We start from the raw sequence: 13087 nt of genomic DNA, 5'->3' as shown, positions 1-13087 counted from the left end.
TATAGACGGGCATATTCTGGTCATCGCCCGCGAAGGAGTGCTCCATGTCCCAGATCGCCTGCCCGCAGTGCCTCGCCACCAACCGCGTGCCCGAGGACAAGCCCGCCGAGAAGGCGCGCTGCGGGTCCTGCAAGGCGGCCTTGTTCGACCGCCATCCGGTGGAGGCCGACGAGAAGAGTTTCGACACCCTGGTCAACCGCACGGACATTCCGGTGGTGGTGGATTTCTGGGCACCGTGGTGCGGCCCCTGCCGCATGATGGCGCCGGCCTACGAGCAGGCCGCGGCGCACCTGGAGCCGGACGTGCGCCTGCTGAAGGTGGACACCCAGGCGAATCCGGGGCTGGCGGCGCGCTTCGGCATCCGCTCCATCCCGACGCTGGCGGTGTTCAAGGACGGCAAGGAAGTGACCCGGCAGGCCGGTGCCATGCCGGGACCGCAACTCCTCCGCTGGATCGAGAGCGTGACGGCCTACGCCTGACGGGAAGGCGGCGGCGCCGTCGCGCCGCCCCTACCAGATCTCCTTGGCAAGCTCCTCGCCCTCGCGGGTGATCTCGGCGAACTTGGCGCGGGCCTCGGCGGGGTCCTGCCAGCCGTCGGGCTCGACCAGCCGCGCCATGCCCTCGGGCGTGTCGGGCTCGGCGGCGCGTTCGCGAGGGTGGACGGTGTAGACCTTGTCGTCGCGCGCTTCCACGATGGCGTGGCGGCCGCTCTCGCGGTCCCGAATCAGGCGGAAGCTGCCCTTCTCGTCGACGATTTCCACGGGGTCGGACATGGTCTGGACCTCCTTCCAGGCTGTGCGGAAATGGCTCTGCCCGACTAACGGCGCGGGGCCGCCTTCGGGTCCCCGGCAACCGCGCGCGCGAATGCGTTGTTGATGGTGCGTGATCCGCTCCACCGCCTGAGGTTCCGCCATGACACGCCCCCTCCGCCCGCTGCCCGACCGCCTGCCGCACCGCCCGTCCCGCCGTCACCAGGACCTGTCGGGGCTGGTCTTCCTGGGCGGCTTCATCGCGGCGACGGCGGCCATCAGCCAGTATTATGCGCCGACCCGCGAGCAGCCCGAGATCGCCGAACACTACGAGCGCCTGGACAAGCCCTCACTCACCCCCAGCCGGCGGACACAGGGGGTGATATGGCCGGCACTGTGGGGGCTGATGGGACTGTCGTGCTGGCGTGTGTGGCGCAGCCGCGAGAGCCCGGATCGCGACAAGGCGCTGGGGCTGTTCCGCTTCGCGCTGGGGATGACGGCGGGCTTCGCCAAGATGGCCTTCGGCAACCGCAAGACGACCGCCGCGGCGGCCGACATGCTGGGCGTGGCGGCGGCGTCGGCGGCATATACCTACAAGGCGGGCACGGTGGACCGCCTGGCCGGCCTGCTGGCGCTGCCATACACGGCCTGGCTGGGCTTCGTGTCCGTGCTGGCCGGCATCACCGTCCTGCGCGAGCGCGACTGAGGCGGCTTACGCCGGTTCCCTGAGCTTCGCCGCCTTGGAGATGCGTGCCGGCCGAGCATGGTTCAGGGTGAAATAGGCCTGCGGGCACAGGCTGATGGAGCAGTCCAGCCGCCCGGCGTTGAACACGATGGCGGTGCTGGCCTTCAGGTGCTCGCAGGCGAGGACGGAAATGCTTGGATGAAAGGCGAAGGGGGGCACCGCACCCATGGTGCAGCCGGTCAGCTCCGTCGCCAGGTCGGCCGGCGCCAACCGCGCCTTGCGGCCCCCACGCAACTGCTTGATGGCGGCGAAGTCCACCCGCCGATCGCCCGGCACCACGGCCAGCACGTATTCCCGGCCCTCGGGCGTCGCGGTGCCTTCGACTTCCACCAGCATGGACTTGGCGGCGTCCTTCAGCGGATGGCCGCGGATGATGCTGGCGAGATCGGTGCGCCCTTCCGGTGCGTGTTTCATGATCCCGTAGTCAAGTTCGTGCTGAGACAATAGCGCCACGATGCGCTGATAGACGTCGCCCACGTCCAACCCCTCCCCCGAGAAATCCCCGCGCGGATGGTAGAGGGATGCCGAGGGGGTATCAACTTGAAAGTGTTTTTTCGCATAAATACGCCTAAGGGGTCGGGCGCGCGTCGATTGCCGGTCATGAATGACGAAACCCGCCGCTTATCCCGAAGCGGCGGGTTTCGTAAATCTGGTGGAGCCGAGGGGAATCGAACCCCTGACCTCTACAATGCCATTGTAGCGCTCTCCCAACTGAGCTACGGCCCCGTTCTCTGTGTCTCTCCGGCCGTTGGGGCGGCCTGAGGCGAGGGAACATAGGGATTTCCCCCGGGTCTGGCAAGAGAAAAATTCCAGGTCTTCGATCGTCCCCTGACGGGCCCGGCAACCGCGCCGGACCCGCCGGAAACGCGGCGGCCGTCAGGTGTCCTCTTCCTCGGACTCGACGTGCTCCATGACCTCCGCCATGTCCTCGTCGTCCTCGCCGAGGTCGTTGGTGTCCTCGATGACGTCCTCGTCGGTGTCCTCGTTCTCGGACTCGGCTTCGTAATCTTCCTCTTCTTCCGCCGCCGCCGGTTTGGCGACCGCCTTGGTGGGCTTGGCCACCTTGCTGTCCTTCGAGCGGCGCAGCTTGGGCGCCACTTCGGCCTCGTTCTCCGCCTCGCACTTGGGGCAGATGATCGGCCGCTTGTTCAAATCATAGAAACGGGCGCCGCAATGCGTGCAGGTCCGTTTCGTCCCCCATTCCGGTTTCGCCACGCCGTGGTCCTCCCACTGAAGCCTGATAACTATTTGTATCTACGGGCCCGGCGATTTGCCATGAACCGCATGCCCTGTCAAAGCCATAATGGCGCCGCCGAACGCTTCCGGCCCCTTCCGTCTTCTTGTCACGGGAAGCGGTGGGCGCGCAATGGCCTGTTGGCAGGATTTCATGCTGTGGTAAACACGGGGTCCCAAGCCGCCATATAGGGCAGATCATGGCGGCGCAAGATGCAAGCACCCGGAATTTTCCCATGAGCCACGCCGCGACGCCCGCCCGCCCGCTTCGCTCCGATGCCGTGACCGCCCTTACGGGCGAGGTCCGTGTGCCCGGAGACAAGTCCATTTCCCACCGCGCGCTCATGTTCGGCGCGCTGGCGGTCGGCGAGACGGTGGTCGACGGCCTGCTGGAGGGCGAGGACGTGCTGGCGACCGCCGCCGCCATGCGCCAGCTGGGTGCCGAGGTGCGCCGCGAGGAGGCCGGCGGCCCCGAAGGCCGGCCGCGCTGGCGCGTCTGGGGACGCGGCGTCGGCGGTCTTGTGGAGCCTGCGGACGTGCTGGGCATGGGCAACTCGGGCACCAGCGCGCGGCTCCTCATGGGCCTGCTGGCGACGCATCCCATGACCAGCGTCATGACCGGCGACGGGTCCTTGCGCAAGCGCCCCATGAAGCGCGTCACCGAGCCGCTGTCCCTGTTCGGCGCCGACTTCTGGTACCGCGAGGGCGGCCGCCTGCCGTTGGCCGTGAAGGGCACCGGAGAGGCCGTGCCGGTCTCCTATGCCACGCCCGTCGCCTCGGCCCAGGTGAAAAGCGCGGTGCTGCTGGCGGGGCTGAACGCGCCGGGCAGGACGACGGTGACGGAAGCCGTCGCCACCCGCGACCATACCGAGCGCATGCTGACCCACTTCGGCGCCAGTGTGAGCGTCGAAAGCGACGGCGCCGCCCGCATCATCACGCTGGACGGCCAGCCGGAGCTGGTGGCGGCGCCCGTCATGGTGCCGGGCGATCCCAGCTCTGCCGCCTTCCCGGTGGTGGCGGCGCTGATCACCCCCGACAGCCACCTGATCGTGCGCAACGTCGGCACCAACCCGCTGCGCTTCGGACTCTACGAGACGCTCAAGGAAATGGGCGCCGACCTGATCCTGCGCAACGAGCGCGTGGAGGGCGGCGAGCCGGTGGCGGACCTGGAGGTGCGCGGCACGGGGCTGACCGGCATCGACGTGCCCGCCGAGCGCGCCGCCAGCATGATCGACGAATACCCCATCCTGGCCGTCGCCGCCGCCTGCGCCTCGGGCACCACCCGCATGAACGGGCTGGCCGAGCTGCGCGTGAAGGAAAGCGACCGCCTGACCGCCATGGCCGAGGGCCTGGCCGCCTGTGGTGCGGTGGTGCGCATCGAGGGCGACGACCTGATCGTCGAGGGCACGGGCACCGCCCCGCGCGGCGGCGCCACGGTGCCCGTCGACCTGGACCACCGCATCGCCATGAGCTTCCTGGTGCTGGGCATGGCGACGGCGGAGCCCGTGGCGGTGGACGACGCCGCCGCCATCGACACCAGCTTTCCCGGATTCGCGCGCCTGATGAACGGCCTGGGCGCCGCCATCCACCCGCTGACGGAGACCGCCGCCCCATGACTGTGGAAAACGACGGTATGGTCGTGGCCATCGACGGACCGGCCGCCTCGGGCAAGGGCACCCTGGCGCGCCGCCTTGCACGGCATTTCGGCTATGCCTATCTCGACACCGGGTCATTGTACCGCGCCGTGGGATTTGCGGTGATGCAGGACGGCGGCGACCCTGCCGATCCAGAGGCCGCCGAGGCCGCCGCCCGCGCCCTGGACCCGGCGATCCTGAACGACGACCGCCTGCGCACCGACGCCGTGGCCCAGGCCGCCAGCAAGGTGGCCGCCATTCCGGCGGTGCGGGCCGCGCTCCTGGAGTTCCAGCGGGCCTTCGCCAGGCGCCCGCCCGACGGAGCGAAGGGCGCGGTGCTGGATGGTCGGGACATCGGCACGGTGGTCTGCGCCGACGCCGATCGAAAGATGTTCGTGACGGCGTCGGTGGATGTTCGCGCCAAACGCCGATTCAAGGAGTTGCGCGAAAAGGGCCATGAGGTTATAGAGTCGGCGGTTCTCCAGGACATGAAGGACCGCGATGCGCGTGATGCCGGCCGGACGGTTGCTCCGCTGGCGCCCGCCGAGGATGCGTTGGTGCTCGACACTTCCGACCTCGACGCCGAGCAGGTGTTCACGCTGGCCGTCAAGTACGTGACCGAAGGCCGCTTGGGGTGACGAGGCGACTCGTCGGCCCCATTCGTGTTTTCGTCCGGGGCCATGCCTTCGCGGTTTGAAGACTTCGGGAACTCCCGGAACCCGCTCGCGTTTCGGGGCCATCGCGCTTAGTTCCGCGAGGCGACAGCGAGCATTGAGAGGGACTGTTCATGCATGCGGACGCTTCGGATTGTCCGGGCGCCGCGATAAAGACCGCCGGACACAACCGGCTGGCCGGAATAGCACCGAATTCGACGAAAGGAATGAGTGAATATGGCTGAAGCCGCTGCCATGGAAATGAAGGAAGATTTCGGCGCCCTGCTCGATGAGAGCCTGGGTTCCGAAGGTGGCCTGGAAGGCGCCGTTCTGCGCGGCACCGTGATCACGGTCGACGGTGACTTTGCGCTGGTGGACGTGGGCCTCAAGTCCGAGGGCCGCATCAACCTCAAGGAATTCTCCCGCGCGGGTGAAGAGTCCGACCTGAAGCCGGGCGACGAGGTCGACGTCTACGTCGAGCGCTACGAGGACCGCGACGGCGTGATCGTCCTGTCGCGCGACAAGGCCCGCCGCGAGGAGGCCTGGAACGTTCTCGAGGCCAAGTTCAACGAGAACGAGCGCGTCGAAGGCGTCATCTTCGGCCGCGTCAAGGGCGGCTTCACCGTCGACCTGTCGGGCGCCGTGGCGTTCCTGCCGGGCAGCCAGGTGGACATCCGTCCGGTCCGCGACATCACCCCGCTGATGGGCACGCCGCAGACCTTCCAGATCCTGAAGATGGACCGCGCCCGCGGCAACATCGTCGTCAGCCGCCGTGCCGTGCTGGAAGAGAGCCGCGCGGAAGAGCGCGCCAAGCTCATGGCCGGCCTGAAGGAAGGCATGATCCTGGAAGGCGTGGTCAAGAACATCACCGACTACGGTGCGTTCGTGGACCTGGGCGGCGTCGACGGCCTGCTGCACGTCACCGACATTTCCTGGAAGCGCGTCAACCACCCGACCGAGGCCCTGTCCATCGGCCAGAACGTCAAGGTGCAGGTCATCCGCTTCAACCCGGAGACCCAGCGCATCAGCCTCGGCATGAAGCAGCTTGAGGCCGATCCGTGGGAAGGCGTGCAGGCCAAGTACCCGGTCGGCACCAAGTTCATGGGCCGCGTGACGAACATCACCGACTACGGCGCGTTCGTCGAGCTGGAGCCGGGCGTCGAGGGTCTGGTCCACGTCTCCGAGATGTCCTGGACCAAGAAGAACATCCACCCGGGCAAGATCGTCTCCACCTCTCAGGAGGTCGAGGTCATGGTGCTCGACGTGGACCCCGAGAAGCGTCGTATCTCGCTCGGCCTCAAGCAGTGCATGGGCAACCCCTGGGAAGACTTCTCCGCCAAGTTCCCGCCGGGCACCGTCGTCGAGGGCGAGATCAAGAACATCACCGAGTTCGGTCTGTTCATCGGCCTGGAAGGCGAGATCGACGGCATGGTCCACCTGTCCGACCTGGACTGGAACCTGCCGGGCGACGAGGCCGTCAAGAACTACAAGCGCGGCGATGTCGTGAAGGCCAAGGTGCTGGACGTCGACATCGACAAGGAGCGCATCTCGCTCGGCATCAAGCAGCTGGACGAGGATCCGTTCGAGCGCGCCGCCGAGGGCCTGCGCAAGGGCCAGACCGTCACCTGCACCGTCACCGCGGTCCAGGACAACGGTGTCGAGGTGGACGTCAACGGCATGGGCACGGCCTTCATCCGCAAGTCCGACCTGTCGCGTGAGCGCAACGAGCAGCGTCCCGAGCGTTTCGCCGTCGGCGAAAAGATCGACGCCAAGGTGACCGCGCTGGACACCAAGAACCGCAAGATCTCGGTCTCCATCAAGGCCCGCGAGATCGAGGAAGAGAAGCAGGCGATGGCCGAGTACGGCTCCACCGACTCGGGTGCGTCGCTGGGCGACATCCTTGGTGCGGCTCTGCGCCAGAAGCAGGAAGAGGGCAAGGAGGACTAAGTCCTTCTCCCCGCCTTCCTGGAAAGACGAAACGCCCCGTTCCTACCGGAACGGGGCGTTTTCGCGTCCTGCGGGCGGCGTCCGCGACGCCCCGCGGCGGCGCCCCCCGGCTGTTGAAGCGGGAAATATTCGTTCGTGCGCAAGGGCTTACCTTGACGCTGCGTTAGCCCCATGGCACGCTTCCGGGGAAATCTGGTTCGTGCGTAAGCCGTGGCGCCGGTCTGCCGATTTTTCGTGCAACGAAGGTCGCAGGCGGCGCGGGACGTTCGGTGGTCCCAAGGGCAGCGGCGCGCCGGCCATCATCTCGCGAGGACCGTGGATCATGACCAAGTCGGAACTGATTGCGCGTCTGGCGGAGCGGAATCCGCATCTCTACCAGCGGGATGTGGAGCGCATCGTCTCCTGCATCTTCGATGAGATCGCCGCGGCGCTCGCACGGGGCGATCGGGTGGAGTTGCGCGGCTTCGGCGCGTTCTCGGTCAAGCACCGCGATGCCCGTACCGGTCGCAACCCCCGCACCGGGGAAGCCGTAGACGTGGACGAGAAGGCGGTGCCGTACTTCAAGACGGGCAAGCAGCTGCGCGAGCTTCTGAACGACGGCGAGGCCGCCGACGCCGCCGAATAGGCTTGGCCGCAGGCGCCCGCCGCGCTACACCGGCCCTGCCGGCGCATGGCCGCGCCGGGCGCCATGAAGGGAGGATCGCGTGAAACTCATCCGCTGGCTCATCGGCCTGCCGCTTGCGGCGGTCGCCATCATTTTCGCCGTGTCCAACCGCCAGATGGTGACGGTCGAGTTGTGGCCCTTCCCGTGGACGGCGGACCTGCCCCTCTACCTTCTGTCGCTGGGCACGCTGGCCGTGGGCATCGTCATCGGCGCCCTGTTCGCCTGGACCGCCGGTAGCCACAAACGCGCCCAGAGCCGCAGCGAAAAACGCCACCAGGAAATCCGCATCCGCAACCTGGAACACGAGAACGAACAGCTAAAGGCCCACAATGAACGCCTGACCCGCGAGTCCGAGCCGCAGCGCTCCCTGCCGGCGGCGTGAGGGCGCAGGGGGCTGACGAACGAGTGCCCGGGTCAACATCCGGGCATTATCGTGTCTGGGGCGCTTGGGGACGGGGTGCGGCGCGGCTTCGCGCTGGCGCGCGACAGATTGATGCGAGCCGCACGGCGCCGCGCGCTCCCGCTTCATCGGGCTGCGGCGGGGCCTGTCGGCGGATCCAGCTTTCAAGGAAAGCGAGGGCTCGGGAGCTTCCGCTCCCGAAGCGGCGGCAGCCCAAGCGCGACGCGCTCCACCCCGCATCGGCGGAAAACCGATAACGCTCCGGCCTTAGAAACCGCTCCTTCAGGGTCTTGGTGCATTGGCGGCCATTTACCGAAACGGCCTTCCGAGCGCCTCAGTACTCCTCGGGGTACTCCGGGCGCGGCTCGGGATCGGCGGCGCGGCGGAAGAGGCGGGTGTCCAGCAGGGCCGAGACCGACATGGTGATGAGCTGCCCGGTCTTCAGTTCGCGGATCTTGGTGTGCGGCGGCAGGTCGCCGTACTCCTGCAAGGACTCCACGCGCCAGATGTGCTGCATGGGGTCGCTCGTCTTGACGAAATGGTCTCCGACCGCGATGGACCGGCGGCGGCTGGACATCGCTTTTCCTCTTTCTTCGCTGCGGTGGGGATGGGGCCCTTGGAACCTACGCGCGGACGCTACCGGCGGTTTGTGGCGAAACCAAGCCGGCAGAGGGCGCATCCCCTTTTTTGTCACAGCGGCGGCGGCGGCCGTCACCGTGGCACATCCCGCCGCCTACAGCCCCAGCCGCGCCCGCAGGGTCGCTTCCATCATCTCCTCGGCCAGCGCGTCCGACCCGCCGCGCAGCAAGCGGGCGAGCAGCGGCTTGCGGGGGCCGTGGATGCGGTGGGCCTTGGCCTCCTTGAACCGCCGCTTGATGAAGGCGCCCGGCAGCTCGACGCCGTCGATGAGGCCCAGTTCCAGCCCCCTGTCGCCCAGGAAGACGTCGCCGTTGAACAGGGTGTCGTCCTCGCCCTTCAGCTTGTCGCCGCGGCGGGTCTTCACATGCTTGATGAAGGCGGCGTGAATGTCGGCCTGCAGCCCCTTCAGCCACTCGCGGTCCGCTTCCTTCTGGGGCTGGAAGGGGTCGAGGCGCATCTTGTTGGCGCCGTGGGTGGTGACGCGGCGCTCCACGCCGATCCGGTCCATCAGGCCGGTGAAGCCGAAGCCCGCCGACAGAACGCCGATGGAGCCCACCAGCGTCATGCCGCTCATGGCGTAGATTTCGTCGGCCGCACAGGCGATCCAGTAGCCGCCCGAGGCGCCGACCTGTTCGATGAAGGCGAAGACGGGTACCTTCTTGTCGTCGGCGCGGCGGCGGATGTCGGCGGCGATGACGTCGGATTCCATGGGGCTGCCGCCCGGCGAATTGACGATCATCACCACGGCCTCGGGCTTGCCGGAAAAGGCCTTGTCGAGCGCTGGCCCCACCTTTTCCAGGCGCAGGCCGCGGCCGCCCACCATGCCGTCCAGCCGGAGTACGTTGACGCGGCGGCGCTGCCAGAACTTGAGCTTCAAGATGGTCCCCCAGGGTCGGTGTCGGTGCGGTGCGCGCGGCCCGCCAGGACGGCGCGCAGGGTGTCGATATAGGGATCGGACAGCCCGGCCGCTTGCGCCGCGGTGCCAAGGTCGTCGGCGTAGTCGCGGCGGGCGCGGTGCGCCGGGGCGGGCGGGTCGCCGGCGACATAGACAAGCGCCTCCACCCGATTGGCCGGCGCCGCCGCCGGCGTCACCGGCAGGGTCCGCTTGCGGTAGAGCCCGCGGGCCACCCCCTCGAATCGGTCGAGCGCGGCGAGCGCCGGCGCGTCGATTTCCCACAGCAGACCCTCCACCGCCGCCGGCGCGTCCGGGGTCACCGTGGCCAGCCCATGACGGGTGACGGCCACCCGCCAGCCGTCCAGCACCGCCCGGCCCAGGGCCTTGTGGCCCGGCGCGACGGCGCGCATGCGGGCTTCGTGCATGAACAGGCCGTAGGCGAAGAAGGGCGTGCGGCCGAGGCGCATCAGCCCTCCGCCTGATCCCGCGCCGCCGCCAGGGCGGCCTGCGCCAGATCGGCGACGGGCGCGGCCGCGGCGCAGTCGGCGGAGCAGTCGAGCCCCGCCCGCGCCGCCGTCACGGCCAGGTCCGCGGCCTCGGCGGCGGCGCCCTGGTCCAGGCGCGGCGCCACGTCCCACGCCAGGCGCGGCAGCACCGGGCAACGGATGCCGGCGACGCCGGCGCGCGGGCAGGCGGCGATCACCTCCTGGATGCCGGCCACGTCCACGCCGGGCGCCGCCCGCCGAGTCCCCGCCGCGTCTCCACCTCCGGCCGGCGCCCACGCCACGGGCTCGGCGGTGGACAGGGCGGATGACGGAACGGTGCGGCGCATGGGCGGGTCCTCACAGGTCGGAAGGGGCTGGTGGGGCGAGCGGGTGCATCGGTAACGCCCCATGATGGTAAGCGGTGGCGACGGGCTGGCAAGTCGTTTTTCCACAGGCGCTTGCCGACCGCCGACAGCGGTGCGGCCGGAACCGGCGCGACGGCCGCGACGTTTCGCGCAGGCCCGGACCGTCCATCAGCCTCAGGAGGTGTCTTCATGACCGCGCCCCATACCGCCCCCGTCGTCGTCATCACCGGCGGGTCCGCCGGCGTCGGCCGCGCCTGCTCCGAGGCCTTTGCGCGCGACGGCTGGGACGTGGCGATCCTGGCGCGCGGCGAGGACCGTCTGGAGGACACCAAGGACGCCGTGGAGGCGCTGGGGCGCCGCGCCCTGGCCGTGTCCTGCGACGTTGCCGACGCCGAGGCGGTGCTGGACGCCGCCGACCGCGTCGAGTCGGAGCTGGGCCCCATCGACTGCTGGGTCAACGACGCCATGGCGACGGAGTTCGCGGCCATCGTCGACACCACCCCGGCCGAGTTCCAGCGCGTCGTCGACGTCACGCTGATGGGGCAGGTCCACGGCGTCATGGCCGCCCTCAAGCATATGCGCCGGCGCGGCTCCGGCAGCATCATTCTGGTGGGCTCGGCGCTGGCCTATCGCGGCATTCCGCTTCAGGCGCCCTATTGCGCGGCCAAGCACGCCGTTCGGGGCTTCGCCGACAGCCTGCGGGCGGAGCTTCTGCACGAGGACAGCGCCATCCGCATCACCGAGGTCCACCTGCCCGGTCTCAATACCCCGCAGTTCAGCTGGGCGCGCGCCCGCACCGAGGGCGAGCCGCGCCCGGTGCCGCCGGTCTACCAGCCGGAAGCGGCGGCGCGGGCCATCCTTCGGGCGGCGCATGAGCGCCCGCGCGAGCTGTGGGTGGGCCGCGCGACGGCCAAGATCATCCTGGGCGCCATGCTCGCGCCGGCCTACCTGGACCGGATGATGGCCGAGCAGGTGGTGGCCCAGCAGCAGAGCCGGGCGCCGCACGGCGACCGCCCCGACAATCTGCACTCCCCCGCCCCGGGCCCCTACGCCGCCCATGGCCGCTTCGACGACGAGGCCGAGGAGTGGGCGGCGGTCATCGACCCCGACCGCATCCGCCGGACCGCCGGTTTCGCGCTGGGCGCGGTGGCCGTCGGCGCGGCGGCGCTGGGGCTGGCGCGGGCCCTGAAGGCCAACGGCCGGCAGCGGCAGCGGCAGCGGTGGGGGCGCGGGGGGCTCCTGCGTCTGTGGTAGCGGTTATCAGGCCACGTCCGGCGTGAAGACGTAGCCGACGTTGCGCACCGTCACCAGCAGGCGCGGCTGTGCGGGGTCGGTCTCGATCTTCTTGCGCAGCCGGCCGATGAGCACGTCCACAGAGCGATCCGACGGCGACCATTCCCGATTCGACACGGCATCGAGCAGGCGGTCGCGGCTGAACACCCGCTGCGGCTGGCGCACCAGCGCCGCCAGCAGGTTGAATTCGCCGGTGGTCAGCGGAACCATCGCGCCGGCCGGATCGGTCAGCAGGCGGCGGCCGGTGTCGAGCGTCCAGCCGTCGAACCGGTGCGTGGTGCGGGCGGAGTCGTCGCGGGCGGACCGGGACAGGCGGCGCAGGATGTTCTTCACCCGCGCCAGAAGCTCGCGCTGTTCGTAGGGCTTCACCACGTAGTCGTCGGCGCCCAGTTCCAGCCCCACCACGCGGTCGACGGCGTCCGACTTGGCGGTCACGAGGATGATGCCCAGGTCCGGTCCCGCCCGCAGGCCGCGCAGCAGCGACAGGCCGTCGCGGCCGGGCAGGTTGATGTCCAGCAGGACCAGGTCGAAGCGCCGCCGCTCCAGGGCGTCGTCCATCTCGTCGCCGTTGGCGGCCTCGATGACCGTGTAGCCCTCCTTCTTGAGGTAGGCGGCCAGCACGGCGCGGCTCACCTGTTCGTCCTCGACGATGAGAATCTGCTGCGTTTCGGGTCTCATGGGTCCTCTGTTCCACCGCCGCCCGGGCGCCGGGGCGCATGCCGCATTCAACCAGCGGTCCTCGCGCCGCTTCGAGGCCCAAATTACCGTGTTTACCGAACGTTTACAAAATCAAACAGCGGATTTACCGAGCGGGGATTGGGCGTTCACAAACATTTGGTATGACCATCTCACGCTTCGTGATGAAGCCGCCCGTGATCATGGTGCCTTCGGGGGGAGGTCCGGAATGATCACCGCCCGACCGCCGGCCGACGGGGAAACGGCCGCTCTCGGGTGCCGGGCATCTTTATCGGGGGGTGCCACACGACCGCCGGGAATTGGGGCCCGGCGCCGGAATCGATCGTCCGCCGGAGGGGACCATGAAGATGGGGCCGGCGGATGATCGGTCCGAAGTCCTGCCGCCGGGACCGTTCTCTCCCCCGGGGGCAGCAGTCTGCGTCTCGCATGACTTCAGCGCCGGCCCTCATGGCCGGCGCATTTTTTTGCCGGCCGAACGGCGTAGGCCGCGCCGCAGGCTGCAACCTTTTCATTAAACCTTCCGTTCCACGGGCCTTTGGGCAAGGCTACTGTCCGGGCCGCACGAATCGTGCCTTGCTCCGGGTTCAAACGCGCGGGCCAAGCGTGGTACGGTTTCGCGTGTCGCGATCACGGCGCGCCCTGCGCCGCGCCTGCCGCGCATAGTCGCCCCCAAGGCCGAAGGAAAGGAA

General features: G+C 69.1%; 16 protein-coding genes and 1 tRNA gene. 8 read left to right on the top strand and 9 right to left on the bottom strand.

Annotation, left to right across the window (positions count from 1 at the left end; all coding sequences use genetic code 11):
- The first annotated feature begins 44 nt into the window (after window positions 1-44).
- The gene (trxC, locus tag LG334_RS20790) at window positions 45-479 is read left to right on the top strand and encodes a thioredoxin TrxC (protein ID WP_404381111.1); all 435 of its coding nucleotides are present in this window, start codon (window positions 45-47) and stop codon (window positions 477-479) included.
- Between the two features lie 30 nt (window positions 480-509).
- On the opposite strand, the gene LG334_RS20785 is transcribed toward trxC, so the two are convergent.
- Window positions 510-773, bottom strand: coding sequence for a hypothetical protein (locus LG334_RS20785; RefSeq protein WP_404381109.1), 264 nt, complete (start codon window positions 771-773; stop codon window positions 510-512).
- Between the two features lie 139 nt (window positions 774-912).
- Between LG334_RS20785 and LG334_RS20780 the strand changes: the two genes are divergently transcribed.
- Window positions 913-1455: a TspO/MBR family protein gene (locus LG334_RS20780; protein WP_404381107.1), complete on the top strand. Its 543-nt coding sequence runs from the start codon at window positions 913-915 to the stop codon at window positions 1453-1455.
- A gap of 6 nt (window positions 1456-1461) precedes the next feature.
- Here the strand turns inward: LG334_RS20780 and LG334_RS20775 are convergent, their stop codons facing one another.
- The 3 genes from LG334_RS20775 to LG334_RS20765 all read right to left on the bottom strand — a co-directional run bounded on the left by LG334_RS20775 (window position 1462) and on the right by LG334_RS20765 (window position 2709).
- Window positions 1462-1971 (bottom strand): YbaK/EbsC family protein, encoded by a 510-nt coding sequence (locus tag LG334_RS20775; protein ID WP_404381105.1) that lies wholly within the window; start codon window positions 1969-1971, stop codon window positions 1462-1464.
- Window positions 1972-2144: 173 nt separating this feature from the next.
- Window positions 2145-2220: transfer RNA gene (locus LG334_RS20770), tRNA-Ala, on the bottom strand.
- Between the two features lie 150 nt (window positions 2221-2370).
- A complete protein-coding gene (locus tag LG334_RS20765) occupies window positions 2371-2709 on the bottom strand; it encodes a TIGR02300 family protein (RefSeq protein WP_404381103.1) in 339 nt (112 codons plus the stop codon).
- A 254-nt stretch (window positions 2710-2963) separates the two neighbouring features.
- On the opposite strand from LG334_RS20765, the gene aroA reads away from it, so the two are divergent.
- From aroA to LG334_RS20740, 5 genes are all read left to right on the top strand, one after another.
- Window positions 2964-4343 (top strand): 3-phosphoshikimate 1-carboxyvinyltransferase, encoded by a 1380-nt coding sequence (aroA, locus tag LG334_RS20760; protein ID WP_404381101.1) that lies wholly within the window; start codon window positions 2964-2966, stop codon window positions 4341-4343.
- Window positions 4344-4360: 17 nt separating this feature from the next.
- The gene (cmk, locus tag LG334_RS20755) at window positions 4361-4999 is read left to right on the top strand and encodes a (d)CMP kinase (RefSeq protein WP_404386420.1); all 639 of its coding nucleotides are present in this window, start codon (window positions 4361-4363) and stop codon (window positions 4997-4999) included.
- A 252-nt stretch (window positions 5000-5251) separates the two neighbouring features.
- Window positions 5252-6961, top strand: a complete 1710-nt coding sequence (gene rpsA / locus LG334_RS20750; RefSeq protein WP_404381099.1) for a 30S ribosomal protein S1 — start codon at window positions 5252-5254, stop codon at window positions 6959-6961.
- 322 nt (window positions 6962-7283) lie between these two features.
- On the top strand, window positions 7284-7586 hold the full coding sequence (gene ihfB, locus LG334_RS20745; RefSeq protein WP_009538932.1) for an integration host factor subunit beta: 303 nt from the start codon (window positions 7284-7286) through the stop codon (window positions 7584-7586).
- 79 nt (window positions 7587-7665) lie between these two features.
- Window positions 7666-8007, top strand: a complete 342-nt coding sequence (locus LG334_RS20740; protein ID WP_404381097.1) for a lipopolysaccharide assembly LapA domain-containing protein — start codon at window positions 7666-7668, stop codon at window positions 8005-8007.
- 352 nt (window positions 8008-8359) lie between these two features.
- Here the strand turns inward: LG334_RS20740 and LG334_RS20735 are convergent, their stop codons facing one another.
- The 4 genes from LG334_RS20735 to LG334_RS20720 form a co-directional block, all read right to left on the bottom strand.
- Window positions 8360-8602, bottom strand: a complete 243-nt coding sequence (locus tag LG334_RS20735) for a hypothetical protein (protein WP_404381095.1) — start codon at window positions 8600-8602, stop codon at window positions 8360-8362.
- A 156-nt stretch (window positions 8603-8758) separates the two neighbouring features.
- Complete coding sequence (locus LG334_RS20730) at window positions 8759-9541, bottom strand: S49 family peptidase (protein ID WP_404381093.1); 783 nt, start codon at window positions 9539-9541, stop codon at window positions 8759-8761.
- On the bottom strand, window positions 9538-10026 hold the full coding sequence (locus tag LG334_RS20725; protein ID WP_404381091.1) for a gamma-glutamylcyclotransferase family protein: 489 nt from the start codon (window positions 10024-10026) through the stop codon (window positions 9538-9540). Before LG334_RS20725 ends, LG334_RS20730 begins: the two co-directional genes overlap by 4 nt.
- Complete coding sequence (locus LG334_RS20720) at window positions 10026-10391, bottom strand: hypothetical protein (protein ID WP_404381089.1); 366 nt, start codon at window positions 10389-10391, stop codon at window positions 10026-10028. Before LG334_RS20720 ends, LG334_RS20725 begins: the two co-directional genes overlap by 1 nt.
- A gap of 207 nt (window positions 10392-10598) precedes the next feature.
- Between LG334_RS20720 and LG334_RS20715 the strand changes: the two genes are divergently transcribed.
- Window positions 10599-11663, top strand: coding sequence for an SDR family oxidoreductase (locus LG334_RS20715; RefSeq protein ID WP_404381087.1), 1065 nt, complete (start codon window positions 10599-10601; stop codon window positions 11661-11663).
- Window positions 11664-11669: 6 nt separating this feature from the next.
- Here LG334_RS20715 and LG334_RS20710 read toward each other — a convergent pair whose 3' ends face one another.
- Window positions 11670-12380: a response regulator gene (locus LG334_RS20710; protein ID WP_404381085.1), complete on the bottom strand. Its 711-nt coding sequence runs from the start codon at window positions 12378-12380 to the stop codon at window positions 11670-11672.
- Between the last annotated feature and the right edge of the window lie 707 nt (window positions 12381-13087).

The organism is Caenispirillum salinarum (assembly GCF_044803115.1).
Lineage (GTDB): Bacteria > Pseudomonadota > Alphaproteobacteria > Rhodospirillales > Rhodospirillaceae > Caenispirillum > Caenispirillum salinarum_A.
The sequence above is the reverse complement of the archived record's forward strand: the minus strand, read 5'-3'. Positions and strand labels throughout refer to the sequence as shown.

What these genes read in the sequence shown, in the direction of transcription:
- LG334_RS20785 (WP_404381109.1), bottom strand. Translation starts at nt 773, where the DNA reads ATGTCCGACCCCGTGGAAATCGTCGACGAGAAGGGCAGCTTCCGCCTG.
- ihfB (WP_009538932.1), top strand. Translation starts at nt 7,284, where the DNA reads ATGACCAAGTCGGAACTGATTGCGCGTCTGGCGGAGCGGAATCCGCAT.
- LG334_RS20735 (WP_404381095.1), bottom strand. Translation starts at nt 8,602, where the DNA reads ATGTCCAGCCGCCGCCGGTCCATCGCGGTCGGAGACCATTTCGTCAAG.
- LG334_RS20725 (WP_404381091.1), bottom strand. Translation starts at nt 10,026, where the DNA reads ATGCGCCTCGGCCGCACGCCCTTCTTCGCCTACGGCCTGTTCATGCAC.
- cmk (WP_404386420.1), top strand. Translation starts at nt 4,361, where the DNA reads ATGGTCGTGGCCATCGACGGACCGGCCGCCTCGGGCAAGGGCACCCTG.
- LG334_RS20710 (WP_404381085.1), bottom strand. Translation starts at nt 12,380, where the DNA reads ATGAGACCCGAAACGCAGCAGATTCTCATCGTCGAGGACGAACAGGTG.
- LG334_RS20715 (WP_404381087.1), top strand. Translation starts at nt 10,599, where the DNA reads ATGACCGCGCCCCATACCGCCCCCGTCGTCGTCATCACCGGCGGGTCC.
- rpsA (WP_404381099.1), top strand. Translation starts at nt 5,252, where the DNA reads ATGGCTGAAGCCGCTGCCATGGAAATGAAGGAAGATTTCGGCGCCCTG.
- trxC (WP_404381111.1), top strand. Translation starts at nt 45, where the DNA reads ATGTCCCAGATCGCCTGCCCGCAGTGCCTCGCCACCAACCGCGTGCCC.
- LG334_RS20780 (WP_404381107.1), top strand. Translation starts at nt 913, where the DNA reads ATGACACGCCCCCTCCGCCCGCTGCCCGACCGCCTGCCGCACCGCCCG.
- aroA (WP_404381101.1), top strand. Translation starts at nt 2,964, where the DNA reads ATGAGCCACGCCGCGACGCCCGCCCGCCCGCTTCGCTCCGATGCCGTG.
- LG334_RS20720 (WP_404381089.1), bottom strand. Translation starts at nt 10,391, where the DNA reads ATGCGCCGCACCGTTCCGTCATCCGCCCTGTCCACCGCCGAGCCCGTG.